11 protein-coding genes are annotated in these 16,481 nt (G+C 25.0%); 6 read left to right on the top strand and 5 right to left on the bottom strand.

The window, feature by feature from the left end; all coding sequences use genetic code 11:
* Nucleotides 1-6: 6 nt before the first annotated feature.
* Together ACRYA_RS05120 and ACRYA_RS05115 are read left to right on the top strand one after the other, a co-directional pair.
* On the top strand, nt 7-2,763 hold the full coding sequence (locus tag ACRYA_RS05120; protein WP_170144474.1) for a YhdP family protein: 2,757 nt from the start codon (nt 7-9) through the stop codon (nt 2,761-2,763).
* Between the two features lie 87 nt (nt 2,764-2,850).
* Nucleotides 2,851-5,052, top strand: a complete 2,202-nt coding sequence (locus ACRYA_RS05115) for an endonuclease MutS2 (RefSeq protein WP_105918330.1) — start codon at nt 2,851-2,853, stop codon at nt 5,050-5,052.
* A 15-nt stretch (nt 5,053-5,067) separates the two neighbouring features.
* Here the strand turns inward: ACRYA_RS05115 and ACRYA_RS05110 are convergent, their stop codons facing one another.
* The 3 genes from ACRYA_RS05110 to ACRYA_RS05100 all read right to left on the bottom strand — a co-directional run bounded on the left by ACRYA_RS05110 (nt 5,068) and on the right by ACRYA_RS05100 (nt 10,187).
* Nucleotides 5,068-6,351 carry a hemolysin family protein gene (locus tag ACRYA_RS05110; RefSeq protein WP_105918329.1) on the bottom strand — a complete coding sequence of 428 codons (1,284 nt, stop codon included), beginning with the start codon at nt 6,349-6,351 and terminating at the stop codon, nt 5,068-5,070.
* Nucleotides 6,352-6,448: 97 nt separating this feature from the next.
* The gene (locus ACRYA_RS05105) at nt 6,449-9,337 is read right to left on the bottom strand and encodes a DUF748 domain-containing protein (RefSeq protein WP_121443282.1); all 2,889 of its coding nucleotides are present in this window, start codon (nt 9,335-9,337) and stop codon (nt 6,449-6,451) included.
* Between the two features lie 61 nt (nt 9,338-9,398).
* On the bottom strand, nt 9,399-10,187 hold the full coding sequence (locus ACRYA_RS05100; RefSeq protein WP_121443281.1) for an ABC transporter ATP-binding protein: 789 nt from the start codon (nt 10,185-10,187) through the stop codon (nt 9,399-9,401).
* A 146-nt stretch (nt 10,188-10,333) separates the two neighbouring features.
* Here ACRYA_RS05100 and ACRYA_RS05095 point away from each other — a divergent pair, with 146 nt between their 5' ends.
* The 4 genes from ACRYA_RS05095 to ACRYA_RS05080 all read left to right on the top strand — a co-directional run bounded on the left by ACRYA_RS05095 (nt 10,334) and on the right by ACRYA_RS05080 (nt 14,025).
* Entirely contained in the window at nt 10,334-11,314 is a 981-nt protein-coding gene (locus ACRYA_RS05095; RefSeq protein WP_105917485.1) for a diaminopimelate dehydrogenase, read from the top strand.
* Nucleotides 11,315-11,527: 213 nt separating this feature from the next.
* Entirely contained in the window at nt 11,528-12,229 is a 702-nt protein-coding gene (locus ACRYA_RS05090; RefSeq protein ID WP_105917484.1) for an MOSC domain-containing protein, read from the top strand.
* Between the two features lie 12 nt (nt 12,230-12,241).
* Nucleotides 12,242-13,414 (top strand): aspartate aminotransferase family protein, encoded by a 1,173-nt coding sequence (locus ACRYA_RS05085; protein WP_105917483.1) that lies wholly within the window; start codon nt 12,242-12,244, stop codon nt 13,412-13,414.
* A gap of 8 nt (nt 13,415-13,422) precedes the next feature.
* A complete protein-coding gene (locus ACRYA_RS05080) occupies nt 13,423-14,025 on the top strand; it encodes a pyridoxamine 5'-phosphate oxidase family protein (protein ID WP_105917482.1) in 603 nt (200 codons plus the stop codon).
* Between the two features lie 56 nt (nt 14,026-14,081).
* On the opposite strand, the gene ACRYA_RS05075 is transcribed toward ACRYA_RS05080, so the two are convergent.
* Together ACRYA_RS05075 and ACRYA_RS05070 are read right to left on the bottom strand one after the other, a co-directional pair.
* The gene (locus ACRYA_RS05075) at nt 14,082-15,254 is read right to left on the bottom strand and encodes a benzoate/H(+) symporter BenE family transporter (protein WP_105917481.1); all 1,173 of its coding nucleotides are present in this window, start codon (nt 15,252-15,254) and stop codon (nt 14,082-14,084) included.
* Between the two features lie 110 nt (nt 15,255-15,364).
* Nucleotides 15,365-16,393, bottom strand: a complete 1,029-nt coding sequence (locus tag ACRYA_RS05070; RefSeq protein ID WP_105917480.1) for a hypothetical protein — start codon at nt 16,391-16,393, stop codon at nt 15,365-15,367.
* Nucleotides 16,394-16,481 lie beyond the last annotated feature (88 nt).

Genomic DNA, 16,481 nt, shown 5'->3' with positions numbered 1-16,481 from the left:
TTTTATATGAAATTGGATAAAAAACTGATTTTAAAGATTGAAAATATAGAATATAAATCAAAAAAAACTATGACAAATAGCTCAATTGAAGATATAAAAAAGAATTTAGATATTTTACCAATTGTATTAAAATGGTTTCAAAGTATTAATATAGAAAAACTATCAATCAACGACAATATAGTTAAAATAGTATTAGATGAAGACATTTTAAGTGTTGAAAATAAGTTTTTTTTACTTGACTCAAAAATAAATGTCCTATCAAAAGAAGTTTTGCTAGATATTAACAATTTATATTTAAAAGATTACAATATTTTATTTAAGGGAAAGGCAAAAATAGACTATTTTGATGAAGAGTTAAAATATTTTGGAGATATTTATTATGAAAATTTAATAGTTAATGGAAATATTGATATTACAAAAGATAGAGTTAATTTTTTTGTAAAAAGTGAATTTTTCAAAAACTTACATTTTTTAAAAAAATATCTTGATTTACCAGAAGTTGCAAATTCTTGGATGTATGATAATGTAAATGGTGATTTTAAACTAAATTGGTTTTATGGTGAATTTGACTTAAATAAAAATGAAATAATCGAAAAAAGCTTACAAGGTGATGCAATTATTGAAAATGCAAAAATAAGATTTGAAAATAGTTTAGAAGAGATAAATACAAGCAAAGTTGATGTAAATTTCAAAAATAGTACTTTACATTTTGATTTGGTAGATGCAACATATAAAAGAAAAGAGCTTAAAAATAGTTTTGTAACAATAAAAGATATTGCAAATGAGAATAATGGATTGGTTTTGGTTAATATAGAAGCTAAGAGCTCTTTGGATAAAGATATTTTAGATATTTTAAAAGCTTATGAAATTATTGTTCCTGTTTTGCAAAAAAATGGAGAAACACAAGCAAAGCTTCTTTTGTCTTTCCCGTATGCAGAAGATAAGCCTATGAGTTATAATGGAGTTTTTATAGCAGAAAAATCAAATATTTCTATCTCTGGGTTTGATTTTGAAACGAATGGTGCAAAAGTTATTTTAGAAAATAATTTATTATATATAAATGATGCTAGTTTTATTTTCGAAGATATAGTAGATGCTAAAGCAAATTTAAAACTAAATTTAAATAGCTTAAAAGCAGAAGGAAATTCACAAATAAATAGAATTTTAGTAAAAGATAGCAAAAATTCTAAAATATTAAATATTACAAATATAAATAGTGATATTTTTATGGATTTTAGTAAAAATGTTAATATTGAGCTAAAAGATTTGAAAACAACTATAAAATATGATAATTTTTTGACTATAAATATAAACGATATTTCAAAAATATATAATTATTCAGATATTTTAAAACAAAATAGTATAAACAATGGAAACATATCTTTAAAAATTATAGATAAAGATAAGATAGACTTTAATGGATTTGTTAGTGGATTTATTGTTCCTATAAAAAAAGACAACAAAGAGCTAAATAGTTTAGATTTTTATGGAAATATCAATAAAGAAAGTGTACAGATATCTTCTAGTGATAACTCAATAACTTTAAATATTAAAGATCATATAGAACTTTTTTTAGATGGATATGATATTTATTATGATGAAAATATTAGTAAAAATAGTAAAGTAGAATTTGATACAAATATAGATTTAAAAAATTGTAAACTATTTTTTGATAGTCAAGAGTATAAAATAAAAAGTGCTAATTTGGATATAAAAAAAGATTTAATAACTTTTAATGCATCTTTATTTGATTTGGATTTACCTATAAAAAAAGATAATCAAGATTTAAAAGAGCTTGATATTTTAGGAAAGTATAAAAATGGTATTTTAGATATAAACTCAAAAACAGATGATATTTTTTTAAGAGTAAGAGATAAACAAACAACAATAAAATTAGATGGATATGATATTTTTTATGATATAAAATACAATGATATTCATGAGAAGATAGGAAATTTAGGTATTATTGGAACAAAATCAAATATAGTTATAAATAATAAAAATAAAATTTTAGCAGATTTTTATGAGTTAAATATAAATAAAGATAGAAAATTTTTCTATTTGGAATATGAAGATAGTAAAATAAGTTTTACAAATAAAAATAATATTATAGATATATATGCAGCAAAGATAAATGAAAAATTTATAAATACTTTTGCAAATAGTAATATTTTAGATGGTGGAAAAATTGATTTTTTTGCAAATGGAACTACAAAAAGTATAAAAGGAAAATTGATAATTGAAGATAGTAGTTTAAAAAATGTTAGTATTTTAAATAATATTATGTTTTTAATTGAAAGTTCACCAGCTTTTATAAATCCACTTTTGGCTATTCCTGCTGTTTTTGGCTTAAATAAACTAGGAATTTATAAGATAAAAGAGGGTGTAGTTGAATTTGAATATGATAACGATAAAAATTTAATTGATATAAAAAATTTACACACAGTTGGAAATGGTATGGATTTTGAAGGAAAAGGTGTTTTAGATTTAAATAAAAAAGAAGTAGATGCAACGCTTAATTTAGTATTTTTAAAAACATATTCATCTGTATTTGAATATATTCCCATTATAAATTATATTTTATTGGGAGATGAAAAGAGAGTTGAGACACAAATTCAATTAACAGGAAGCTTAAGTGACCCAGTTCTTACTACAAATTTATTTAAAGATGGATTTTCTGCACCTTTAAATATATTTAAAAGAGTATTTACAACACCTTCAAATATGATTGATAGTTTTAATAAATTTAATCAAAAAAATTGAATTTATTAATATTTTTACTATAGTTTTAATCTAAAAATATGAAATTTTTCATAAGAACCTTATAGCTATTTTGATACAATTTGCGCTATGGAAAATTTAATAAAAAAACTAGACTTAAACGAATATATCACAAACTTTTCAAAACTTTTTGCAAGAGAAAAATCTATAATACTAGAAGGCGATATAAATATTCACTATAAAATAATAAGTGAACTTTCAAACTATAATATAAAACAGCCTTTAATGGTACAAAATCTTGATTCACAACTAATGCACATTCAAAAACAGGGTATTTTAAGAGTTTATGAAATTTATGAATTTATAAAAATAATAAACTATTTTTTGTATCTAAAAAGGTTTAATTTTGAAGGAAAACTTCTTGAATGGATGGATAAAATCGTTATTACAAATGAGATTTTAAAAATTTGTGAATATTTTGATGATAAAGCAAATCTAAAAGAGGGTGTTGATGAAGATTTTGACAATATAAAACAAGCGATTTATAAAAATAAAGAAGAGATAAAACAGAGTCTTTATAAAACTATAAACTCTTCAAAAATTAAGCCATATTTAGTAGATATGCAAGTACATTTTATAAATGAACAGGAGTGTTTACTAGTTCGTGGTGGATTTAATCATATACTTAGTGGAAGTGTTATAGATAGGTCAAATTCAGGATTTTTTTATGTAATTCCACATAGTGTTAGTGATTTAAAACAAAAACAGAGTGATTTGAAAAATAAACAAGAGGAGATTTTGTTTAGACTTTGTAAAGAGATTTCTCATCTTTTTGAAAGAAATCTACTGTTTTTAAAGTTTATAAATAAAGAGTTTGATAAGTTTGATCACTATCAAGCAAGGATATTTTTCTCAAAAATAGGGGATAAGAATTTTATTTTACCTTCAAAAAAAGATGAAAATAGACTTGTTGATTTTTGTCATCCAGCTTTAAGTAGTCCAAGACCGATTAGTATTGATTTTTCAAAGAGCGTCATTATGATAACAGGTGTAAATGCAGGTGGAAAAACGATGATGCTAAAATCGATTTTAAGTGCGATTTTTTTATCAAAATATCTACTTCCATACAATGCACATAAAAGTACAGTTGTAAGTAATTTTAAATCAATTAATGCTGTTTTAGATGACCCTCAAAGTGTGAAAAATGATATCTCTACATTTGCTGGTAGAATGCTAGAATTTTCAAAGCTTTTTGAAGTAAAAAATGCAATAGTTGGAGTTGATGAGATAGAATTAGGTACTGATTCAGATGAAGCTGCTAGCTTATTTAAAGTTATAATTGAAGATTTAATAAAAAATGATATAAAAATAATTATTACAACTCACCATAAAAGATTAGCTGCTTTGATGGCTTCAAACCCAGATGTTGAGCTAATAGCAGCACTTTATGATGAAGAGAATCAAAGACCAACATATCAATTTTTACAAGGAACTATTGGTAGATCTTATGCTTTTGAAACAGCTTTGAGATATAAAATCCCAGCTGGAGTTGTAAAAAGAGCAAAAGAGGTTTATGGAGAAGATAAAGATAGATTAAATGAGTTAATAGAAAGAAGTAGTGAGCTAGAAAAAGAGTATAGGCAAAAAATATCAAATTTAGATAGTGAAATAGAAAATTATAAAAGATTAACAAATAATTTAAAAGAACAAAAAGAGAGTTTGGATTTACATATTTATAGTGAAAAATCAAAACTTCACAAAGAGTATAAAGATGCAAGAGATGAAGCGAAAAAGGCTATAAAAGCAAAACTTGTTAGTCAATCTCATCAACATTTAAATGTTTCACACAAAATAGCAAAAGAGATAGAAGTTGAAAAAGTACAAGAACAAATAGAGTTAAAAGTAGGTGATAGAGTTAAATATAGAAGTACAAAGGGCACTATAGTTTCAATTAAAGGTTCTAAGGCATTTATTGAAAATGATATGGGAATGAAAGTTCAAGTTCAACTTAATGATTTAAGTAGAAGTGGAAATCCTCCACCAAAAATTCCTACAAAAAAAGCAGTTGTAACTATACAAAAGCCAGAAACAGGGAATATAAAGTTAGATTTACATGGACAAAGAGCAGAAGAAGCTATTGAAAATCTTGATAAGTTTTTAAGTGATGCTCTTTTGGCTGGATTTGAAGAAGTTTTGGTATATCATGGAATTGGTTCTGGAAAATTAGCTTTTGCTGTAAAAGAATTCTTGAAAAAACACCCAAGAGTAAAAGGTTTTGAAGATGCACATCCAAGTAGTGGTGGATTTGGAGCTAAAGTTATAAAACTTTAGCTCTATTTTAAGAAATTATTCTTGTACTCTTTTTTCGCATAATATTCTTTTTATACGATTACTTCCTACTTCTATAATTTTATAAATACAATCTTTATCTTCAATAGTTTCTCCAGCAATTGGTAATCTTCCTATTAAATTAAAAATTCTTCCGCCTATTGTAACAGATACCTTATCATCATCAAAATTTATATCTAGAATCTCTTCAACTTTTTCAATATTTACCATACCATCTAGCTCATATTTATTTTCATCTATTTTTTTTATAGTTTCATTTTTTGGATCATGCTCATCTGTAGTTTCACCAATAATCTCTTCAATAATATCATCCATAGTAATAAGTCCAGAAGTCCCACCATACTCATCTACAACCAATGCTAAATGTATTCTACTTTTATTCATTCTTGTTAAAATTGAAGATATTGAAGTGTTTTCAGGCACCATAATAATTGGTCTTACAAGTTTTGAAATATCAATTTCTTTATTTTCAAGAGCATTATTTAATAAATCTCTAGTGTGAACCATCCCTACAATATTATCTTTTCCTCCGTGGCAATATGGATATCTTGTATGCTTTGTAGAAGTTACTCTTTTTATATTTTCTTCAAAACTTTTTTCAGAATTTAAACATATCATATCTTTTCTTGGAGTCATAATCTCTTTTGCAACAGTTTCTGAAAAATCAACTGCATTTTTTATTATTTCACTCTCAACAGAATCAATATGTCCACCCTTAAAACTCTCATTTACTATAATTCTAAGTTCTTCTTCTGAGTGAGCTAATTCATGCTCTGTTGCAGGTTTAACTCCAAGTGCTCTAAGAACCGCAGCAGCAACAATATCAAAAAATCTAATAAGTGGATAAAAAATTAACCAAAATATATATAAAGGACGTGCTATATATAAAACCATAATTTCAGCTTTTGCAATAGCAATAGATTTTGGAACAATTTCACCAAAAACAACATGTAAAAATGTAACAATAGAAAAAGCAATAGTAAAACTTATTGTATGAAGTAATACAGGATTATTTGCAAGAAAAGATACATTTGACTCTATAAGCCTTGCAAGAGCTGGTTCACCTATCCAACCTAAAGCTAAAGATGAAAAAGTAATTCCAAGTTGAGTTGCACTTAAATAAGTATCAAGAGAATTTGACATTTTTAGTGCTAAAACTGCACTTTTTCTGCCTTGTTTTACAAACTCTTCTAGTTTTGTTCGTCTAACTTTAACAATTGCGAATTCTGAAAGCACGAAAAAACCATTCATTAGCACTAATATAAGTGCGGTAAGAAGCATAACATAGGACTGTATATCGGGATCCAAATTTTTCCTTTAATTAAATTTTTTAAGAACTAGAAATATAAACAATATTGACTTAATTTTTGCTTTTAGATTACTCTTTTATCTCTTTTAGGCTTAAATCAATATTTGAAGATGATTTTTTAATATCTTTTTCTAAAACAACCTGTTTTTTATCTATTGATTTTTCTTCAATTAAATATTTTTGAATATTTAAAGCTCTTTGATTAGCAATTTTCTCTTTTTCGTTTTTTTCATCAAAAGAAGGAGAAAAACTAATTGCAAACTCTTTTTTACTATTTAAAATAATAGCTATTTTGTCCAAAGTCTCTTGTTGTATAGGAGTTATTTCGCTCTCTTTTAAATTAAAATCTACACTATTTATCTCATCTTCACTAAAATTAAATAAGCTTCCAATAAGTGAAAATGGTGCTGTTATAGCTTTTGTAATAAGATTTACAAATGCTTTCCAAACTATTGCAGCGATAGAAAATTCTGGATCATCTACATTTCCAGAAACAGGAAGATTTAAATCAATAGTATTTGAACTGTCCTCAAGAAGTGTAATTGCCAAATCTAAAGGCAAAGATACTGCATCTTCACTTTCTATCTTATCTCCTAGCTCTAGTTTTTTAATAATAATACTATTTTTTGCTTTTAGATTTGACTCGCTAATATTGTAGTTTAAATCAAGTTCAAGCTTACCATCTTTAATTGTTCGACCAATAAATTTTGCTGTATATGGTGTGAAATTTTTCATAGATATATTTTGAAATTTCATATTTATATCTGTTAGAATTTTTATATCATTTGGATTTACAATTCCTGTTATTTTAGCAACTCCATAATCATCTACAACCCCTTTTATCTCAAGGTTTGAAGTACTATTTGCTCTATTTTTTACTGCTGAAACTGCTCCAGTTAGTTTTGAAATTGTTGTTTTAAAAGGAATTGGAAGGTTTTTATCTTCAAAATCCAATATCATATTTTTTATATTAATTGGACCTAAATTTAGTTTTGTTGTTTTTTTATTTTCAACTTTTTTATCAACTTCTTCTTTTTTTATACTATTTTTTTCTATTTCACCTTTTGCTTGAATATTTTTTGGTAGGATTATAGATAGATGAGGATTGTTTAAATTTGTTCTATCGATTCTAAATAAATTCTCTTTGCTAACTAGTTTGTTTAAATCAAGATTTATATTCTTAGCTTCAATTTTAAGTTTACTTTCTATATTTAAAATATCTATTTTAGGCTCTTTTAATAATATTTGACCAATAGTTATTACATCTTTTTTTAAGTTAAAGTTTGAGATTTTTAAATTTGTCTTTTTTGTTTTTATATCAAAAGAGCTATTTGAATCAAAAAAATTAACATTTGTATCATAAAGTTCACTTTTATTTATAGATATATTATTCTGTTTATCTAGTAAAAAGTTATTTATTTTGAGGTTACTATTTTTAGAAGATAAAGATATATTATTGTTTTTATCTTCTAAAACTAAATTATTTATTTTTATATTTGATAAATCAAAAGATATTTCATCAAAAATAGATAGTTTTTGTAAATCTAAACCTAAACTATTTGTAGTTATTTTAATTTTTAATTTCTCATCTTCAAATGTTATTTTATCTTTTTTTAAAGATGAATTTAATATTTCAACTTTTGAGCCATTTATAAAAATATCATCATGAGTTAAATCTGTTTTACTTGAACTAATATTTATTTTATTTTTATTATCAAGATATTTTGTATTTAAAGTTAATAAGTTAGCACCTTTGATATTTATTTTATCATCTACTATGTTTATATTTGAAGTTTTTACTTTTATATCTTTAATATTTAGCTTTGCATTATTTAAAATATCATCAAAATCAAAGTTTGCATTTATATTAGTATTTTCAAAATTTATTTTCCATGGTTTATTATTTACATTATTTTCTTGAGTATTATGTTGTATCTCTTTTTCATATTTTTTCTCTTTTAAAAGATTTGTAAAATTAACTCCAGACTTATCTAAAATCATATTTACATATAAATCGTTTAGATATAAGTCTTTAAAATTTAGCTCTTGATTGTTTAAATCAAATGAAAAATATTTTAAATCTAGTTTATTTAATCTTACTATCTCTTTTTGATTTTGTTTTAATTTTAAATCATTTATCTCGAAAATCTCACTATTTAAAAAGAGATTAAAATCATTTGTAGTGTCTATATTATAATTTAAAGCAAGATTAATATTTGCTTCAGGATTTAATTCAAAATTGAAAAGTGATTTATCAAAATCTAAAAGCTCTTTGATTTTTAAATTTGAGATAGTAATTTTTCCATAAGCTATAAAAGGGTCAATTTTTAGACCTCCTGATATTTTTACATCTGTATTTTCATTTAATTTAAATTCCAAATTGTTCGAGGATAAAGAGTTTTTGAATGTTCCAAAATCATATATAGTATAGTTTATATCTTTTAGATGTAAGTTGTACTTTTTTTTATCTGTAAAACTTGTAAAATCTATATTTGTATCTTTTAAAACTATTTTAGAAACTAAAAAATCAATAAGTTTTTCTACCTCTTTATGTTTTGTTTCTTCTTCTTTTGTTTCTGTTTGTTTTATTAAACTTGCTAGGTTAAAAACTCCTTTTTCTTCTTCTATAATATTTAAATAAATACCTTCAAGTAAAATATTTTTTATATGAAAATGCTTCTTTTCTATTGATTTTAAAGCTCTAAAATCAATAAATAAATTTTTTAAACCTAAAATTTCTTGATCTTTTTCATCTAAAAGCGAAAAACCGTTTATCTCTAAATTCAAAGTTAGAGGATTAAAATATATCTTCTCAATTTTTGTTTTTGTAATTAAAATTTCATCTAAGTTTTTTATTATCTCTTTTTTTGCAATATAAGGAAGAAGAAAAAACCCGCTTATAATATATAAAAATAGTAGTGAAAGTATTAAATAAGATATTATTTTTAGGGCTTTCATTTTTCTTTTTCCTTTTGTTTATATTTTTTTTTAGATTATAGCACAATGATAAATAAATTTATTATAAAATAGTTTCAATATAGTATCTTTTGTTTTTCTGTTTTACTTCAATTTTTATATCAAAAATTGTGCTTAAATTTTCACTATTTAAAATATTCTCCTTTTTGCCAATTTTAAAAATTGTATTATTATAAATTAAAGCTACATTTTTTATCTCTGGAAATATCTCTTCAAGATGATGAGTTACTAAAATAATTGTTGATTTTAGTGATATTTTTTGTAATATTTTTATAAAATTTATTTGTGCTTTTATATCAAGTCCAACAGTTGGTTCATCGAGTACAAAAGCTTTTGGATCGTGTATTAAAGCACGAGCTACGATACATTTTCTAAGTTGTCCTGTACTCATAGATGATACTTTTTTATCTTTTAAATCAATAATTTCTAAAAAATCAATAACTTCAAGAGCTTTTTGTATCTGCTCTTTTGTAAAATCTTGATGTGTGAATATTCCTATTGAGCTATAAAATCCACTTAAAACTACCTCAAAACCAGATAAATATCCACCTTCTTTTTCAAAATAGTTGTGTAAATCATTTGTGATTATTCCTAACTCTTTTTTTAATTCAAAAATTGAGTATCTACTTTTTCCAAAAATCTCTTTTTTAAACTCTTTTGTGTGTCTTGGATGGATTTGAGATTGTATTAGTTTCATCAAAGTTGATTTTCCACTTCCATTTGCACCTAAAATTGCAAAGTGTTCACCACTTTTTATCTTTAAATTTATATTTTTTAAAACAACTTTTTCATCATATCCAACATCGATATTTTCGAACTCTATTATATTCATTTTTACTCCTAAAATTGGATAATTGGCATTTTACAACAACACTACTAACTATTTTATTAAGTTTTTTAATAGTAAAATATTGCCGAAATTTTTTTGTTATATCTTACATACCAAAAAAACTTACTACTTCAAAAGGAGCGTTTAGCATGAATAATCAGATTAAAGTTGCAATTGTTGGATATGGGAATTTAGGAAGAGGTGTTGAGCTTTCTATTTCAAAAAATCCTGATATGAGTTTAGTAGCGGTTTTTTCTAGAAGAGACCCAAAAAGTGTGACTACAATAAATACTCCTGTATTTTCTTTAGAAAATATTTTAGATTTCAAAGAAAAGATCGATGTTTTAATTTTATGTGGTGGTTCAAAAGATGATTTACCTATTCAAGGACCAAAATTTGCAGAGCATTTTCATATAGTAGATAGCTATGATAATCATGCTGAAATTCCAGCTTATTTTGCAAGTGTTGATAAATCTTGTCAAAAAAATAAAAAAATAGGAATGATTTCTGTTGGTTGGGACCCAGGAATGTTTTCTATAAATAGAATATATGGAGAAGCTTTACTTCCTGATGGAGATACTTATACATTTTGGGGGAAAGGATTAAGTCAAGGACACTCAGATGCAATAAGAAGAGTAGAGGGTGTAAAAAATGGTGTTCAATATACAATTCCTTCAAATAGTGCTATTGAAAAAGTAAGAAGTGGTGCAAGACCTACTTTAACTACAAAAGAAAAACATTCTAGAGAGTGTTTTGTAGTTTTAAATGATGGAGCAGATGCGAAAAAAGTAGAAAATGAAATAAAAACAATGCCAAACTACTTTGAGCCTTATGATACAACAGTAAATTTTATAAGCCAAGAAGAGTTTGATAAAAATCACAACACTATGCCTCACGGTGGATTTGTAATACGAAGTGGAAAATCAAGTCAAGGTGTAAATCAAGTAATTGAATATGCTTTAAAACTTGATAGTAACCCTGAGTTTACTGCTAGTGTACTTGTGGCATATGCCAGAGCTACATATAAAATGTCTTTAAAAGGTGATTTTGGAGCTAAAACAGTATTTGATGTAGCACCAATTTTACTATCTTCTAAATCATCAGCTGATTTAGTAAAAGAACTTTTATAATATTATTTTAAATTGAGACTTTTGGTCTCAATTTATTAACTCTTTAAATACTTAGTTAATCTTTTAGTATATTTATAACATTCCTAATAACAATTTTAATCTGTTTATGTAAAATTATTATTTTTTAATTTTAAAATTAAAATAGCAATTAACAGATTGTAAAAACTCATTCATTTTTCTATACTTTCAAGATATAAAATTGGAGTATAGAAAATGGCTACAAAAATATCAAATGTATTATATGTAAAAGTTGGAAATGTAACTGTAACACAACTTGAAAACCAAAAAAAGCAAGAGTTGATTTCAGGTATCAAAAAATATCCAGTATCAAAAGCATATTTAACAAAAACTGGATTTGTTGATGATTTTCAAGCAGATTTAGTTCATCATGGTGGAGTTAATAAAGCGTTATTTTTATTTTCAAGTATAACTTACGAAAAAATAAGTTCTTCTTTTGATAATAGTTTTGATATGACAAATATGGCGTTTTTTGGAGAAAACTTAATACTTGATAAGATTTGTGAAAAAGATATTTGTGTTGGAGATATCTTAAAAATTGGTCAAGCAAAAGTACAAATAACACAACCAAGGCAACCTTGTTGGAAACTTAGTGCAAATACTTTAAAAAACAATATGACGAAATTTATTTTTGAAACGGGTTTGACAGGATTTTACGCAAAAGTTTTAAAAGAGGGACAAATTTCACAAAATGATGATGTTATTTTACAGCAAAGGACAAACCCTAATTTAACTATTGAAAAATTAAATCAAATTATTGTTGAGCCAAAAATTGATATAAATCTCACAAAAGAAGCATTAGCTTGTGAAGATTTGGGGCATAAATTTAAAAACTCTTTAACAAAAAGATATGAGCTAGGAGATGAAGATAATCAATTTAGCTTTTATCATACATAAAAAAGGAAAATTATGAATAAATATATATTACCTTTATATAATCGATTAGATATTGAATTTATAAAAGGTAAAAAATCTCTATTATTTGATAAAAATAAAAAAGATTATATAGATTTTGCTTCAGGAGTTGGAGTAAATAGTTTAGGTTATGCAAATAAAAAAGTAGCAAAAACAATAAAAAAACAAGCAAAAAAAGTTTTGCATACTTCAAATATATATCGTATAAAACCGCAAGAAGAGTGTGCAAAAAAAATAGTTGAATTAAGTACTTATGATATGCAGTGTTTTTTTTGTAATAGTGGAGCAGAAGCAAATGAAACTGCTATAAAACTTGCTAGAAAATATGGAAATGTGACATTTAAAACACCTAAATATAAGATTATTACTATTAAAAACTCTTTTCATGGAAGAACAATAGCAACTTTAAAAGCAACAGCACAAGAAGACAAACATAAATATTTTGCTCCATATCCTGATGGATTTGTTTATGCAAATGATATAAATGAAGCTATTAATATGATTGATGATACAACGGTTGGTGTTATGTTAGAGTTGATTCAAGGTGAGGGTGGTATTTTTATGCAAGATATTTTTCAAGTGCAAAGACTTGAAAGAATTTTAAAAGAAAAGAAGTTATTTTTGATAATAGATGAAGTTCAAACAGGAGTTTATAGAAGTGGGAATTTTTTGATTTCTCAATATTTTGGAATAAAACCTGATATAGTAACTTTAGCAAAAGGTTTAGCAAGTGGTATTCCAATAGGTGTTATGATGACAAGTTTTAAAGATGTTTTTACTTTTGGTGATCATGGTTCAACTTTTGGTGGAAATCATCTTTCAACAACAGTTTGTAAGGTTGTTCTAAAGATTTTAGAAAAATATTCAAATAGTGGAAAACTTGATGAAAATATAAAATATTTTAATAGTTGTTTACAATATTTTACAGATAAATATCCAAATATATTTTTACAAAAAAATGGTTGGGGATTTATGCAAGGTCTTGTTTTAAAAAATGAAAATGATTTAAGTAATATAGTAAATCTTGCACTTAAAAATGGTGTTTTAATTTTAAAATCAGGAAAAAATATTATTAGATTTTTACCACCAATAATTATTTCAAAAAAAGAACTAATAGAAGGGTTTAATAGATTTAAAGAAGTTCTTATAAACTATAATAAAATATAAGGTAAAAAATGAGAAGAGATGAATTTAATATAAATGATAAAAATAGTATAGATGAAATATTACAAACTTGTGAATATGGAACTTTAAGTCTTATAAGTGAGGGAAAACCTTATGTCGTAGCTTTAAATTTTGTACAATATAAAAATGCAATATATTTTCATGGAGCAAAAGAAGGAAAAAAGATTGAAGCCATAAAATCAAATTCAAATGCAGCTTTTTTAGTAGTAAAACCTTACTCTTTTATCCCTTCATATTTTAGTTATACAATTTCAGCTTGTCCTGCAACTCAATTTTTTGCTTCTGTATTACTGGAAGGAAAATTGAGTTTTATAGAAGACGGAGATAGAAAAGCTTATATTTTAAATGCTTTGATGAAAAAGTTTCAAAATGAAGATAGTTTTGAAGAAATTTCTTATGAAAAAGCAATGTACACAAAAATGATTGATAAAACTGCAATTATTCAGTTAAAGATTGAAGCTCAAAGTTGTAAAATAAAAGTAGGGCAAAACTTAAATGAAGAGAGAAAAAGCAAATTTTTAGAAAAATTAAAAAATAGAAATTCACAAATAGATAATGAGACTATAAAAGTGATGGAAATTTATAAAAAATAGTTTATGTAAATATCCAAAATATAAATATTTATATTTTTGGATATTTTTTATATCTTCTACTTATTTGATAATCTCCAATTTAATACAAAGTATGAAATTAGACCTAAAACTAATCCCCAAAATGCACCACCAATTCCAAATAAATTTATATTTGCTGCTGTTGCTAAAAATGTTATAAAAGCAGCTTCTCTAGTGTCAACATCACTCATTGCATTTGTAAGACTTGTTGCTATTGTACTTAACAAAGCAAGTCCAGCTAAAGAGCTAATAAATGTTGCTGGAAAAGCGGCAAATAAAGCTGCAAGTGTAAGCCCAAAAATACCAACTAATATATAAAATATTCCTGCTGCAACACCAGCTATATATCTTTTTTTTGGATTTTCATGGGACTCTTTACCTGTACAAATTGCAGAGGTTATTGAAGATAAACAAAAAGCATGTGAACCAAAAGGAGCCATTAAAATTGACCCAAAACCAGTAACTGCTAAAATAGGTTTTGCTTCTGTTTTAAAACCATCATTTTTAAGTATTAAAAGTCCTGGCATATATTGTCCAGTTAATGTTATCAGAAATAGTGGTAAAGCAATACTTAGTGTTGCATTGAGTGAAAAAGTAGGTTCTGTAAATATTGGATATGCTAGTTTTAATTCAATATTAGAAAAGTTAATTTGGGATTGTATAGTTAATATTATAAATCCAAATATTAAAACAGTAACAATAGCATATCTAGCAGAAAATCTTTTTGTAATAAGATAAATAAAAAATAGTGAAATTGCTAAAATAGGGTTAATTGTCATATTTGTAAAAGCAGAAATTCCAAATTGTAATAATATTCCAGCTAATAAACCAGATGCAATTCCAGAAGGAATTAGACGAATTAATTTTCCAAAATACCCAGATAAACCTAAAATAAAAAAAGCAAAAGCAGATAATATATATGCTCCAATAGCTTCAGAGTAAGAAACAGTTGCAATAGCGGTTACTAAAAATGCAGCAGCTGGTGTACTCCAAGCAGTTATTATTGGTTCTTTTGTATACCAACTTAGAATTATTCCAGTAATTCCAACACCAATAGATATAGACCAGACCCAAGAAGCAGTTTGTTCAGGATTTAATCCTGCCATTTGTGCTGCTTGAAATATAAGAATAAAAGTTCCACCATAATTAACAATAACTGAAATTAAACCAGCTATTATTGGTGGTAAAATATTAGATACTTTTCTATCCATTTTTCTCTCCTTAAAATAAGATAGTGAAAGTATAAGTAAAAGAGAAGATTTATAGCAATCTGATAATTGCTAATTTAAATTAAGCTTTAATAAACAAAGATATTTTAATTTTAGATAGCCATAGTTTGACTTCTTCCATAGATTTTACTATCTAGTTCCTCTATTTTAAACTCTTTTTGTTTTATTGTTAGATTTAGATTATTTATAGTCGTATTTTTTATAGATATAATATTTGAAAGATTATCTAAATCTTCTTCTTTTATAAACATTTGAGTATTTAACTCATCCAATATAATCTCTTTTTGAGAGATTTTTATTAAAATATCACTTAACATAGCTTGTTTTACTCTTAGTTTTGAAATTACTTCTTCTAGCTCTAATTCTTTTGCTCTAAATTGAGTGTTTATATCTATTAAATTTGAATTTCTAAGTGTCACTTGACTATCTAAATCTGTTACGCTGCTATCTTTTAAATCAATATTTGTGTCATTATTTGAAATTTTGTTCAATTTTTGTAAAGAGTAATCCATTTTTAATAAAGTTGCTACAAACTTTAATCTCTCCATCATATCTTTTTTTTGCATTCTTGCATTTCTTCCTAGAGAGAAGTCAAACATTGAAAAAACAGCATGTGCATGAGTAGTTAAAACAGTAGAAAATTCTGAAATATCTACTTTTATAGAAAAATCTTCAAGTCTTTTTCCATTTAATCCATCTTGAGTTATATACCAGTTATTATCTTCTTTTTTTAATATGTTTTTATGTGGATAAAAGTATTGATTATTTTTTGTGAAATAGCCTTCATCTTTATGAATTGCTAGAGATATTAATTCGTGACCACCATATTTTTGTTTTAATTCAAAAAATAGATCTAAAATATCTTCTGATGTATGATGCCCTTCTATTGAAATAATGGCTTCTTGAAATATATTAAGAATAGCACTATTTTGCATATTTTGTTTTACTTGTTCTTTGTACCTATCTTTTGCTTTTTGCAAAAAATCATCGTATTCATAATATTTATTAAAACTATTAGCTCTTGAATTTTCAACTACAGCATAGTTTAAACCATTTTCTCTATTTATGTGTGATTGTGAGTGTTGTGTTAATTTTCCTACACTAAAAGAAGCTTTCACCATATTTTCCCCTATATGTTATGGTGCTATAAGCACCATTGAAATTGTGTAGTAAGATTAAACTTAATTTTTATTAAAAGTTTGCTTAAAA

It is taken from the genome of Aliarcobacter cryaerophilus ATCC 43158, assembly GCF_003660105.1.
GTDB lineage: Bacteria > Campylobacterota > Campylobacteria > Campylobacterales > Arcobacteraceae > Aliarcobacter > Aliarcobacter cryaerophilus.
The sequence above is the reverse complement of the archived record's forward strand: the minus strand, read 5'-3'. Positions and strand labels throughout refer to the sequence as shown.

Coding starts and splice junctions, on each gene's coding strand:
- ACRYA_RS05075 (WP_105917481.1), bottom strand. CDS start 15,254: ATGGATAGAAAAGTATCTAATATTTTACCACCAATAATAGCTGGTTTA.
- ACRYA_RS05115 (WP_105918330.1), top strand. CDS start 2,851: ATGGAAAATTTAATAAAAAAACTAGACTTAAACGAATATATCACAAAC.
- ACRYA_RS05090 (WP_105917484.1), top strand. CDS start 11,528: ATGGCTACAAAAATATCAAATGTATTATATGTAAAAGTTGGAAATGTA.
- ACRYA_RS05120 (WP_170144474.1), top strand. CDS start 7: ATGAAATTGGATAAAAAACTGATTTTAAAGATTGAAAATATAGAATAT.
- ACRYA_RS05070 (WP_105917480.1), bottom strand. CDS start 16,393: ATGGTGAAAGCTTCTTTTAGTGTAGGAAAATTAACACAACACTCACAA.
- ACRYA_RS05085 (WP_105917483.1), top strand. CDS start 12,242: ATGAATAAATATATATTACCTTTATATAATCGATTAGATATTGAATTT.
- ACRYA_RS05105 (WP_121443282.1), bottom strand. CDS start 9,337: ATGAAAGCCCTAAAAATAATATCTTATTTAATACTTTCACTACTATTT.
- ACRYA_RS05080 (WP_105917482.1), top strand. CDS start 13,423: ATGAGAAGAGATGAATTTAATATAAATGATAAAAATAGTATAGATGAA.
- ACRYA_RS05110 (WP_105918329.1), bottom strand. CDS start 6,351: ATGCTTCTTACCGCACTTATATTAGTGCTAATGAATGGTTTTTTCGTG.
- ACRYA_RS05100 (WP_121443281.1), bottom strand. CDS start 10,187: ATGAATATAATAGAGTTCGAAAATATCGATGTTGGATATGATGAAAAA.
- ACRYA_RS05095 (WP_105917485.1), top strand. CDS start 10,334: ATGAATAATCAGATTAAAGTTGCAATTGTTGGATATGGGAATTTAGGA.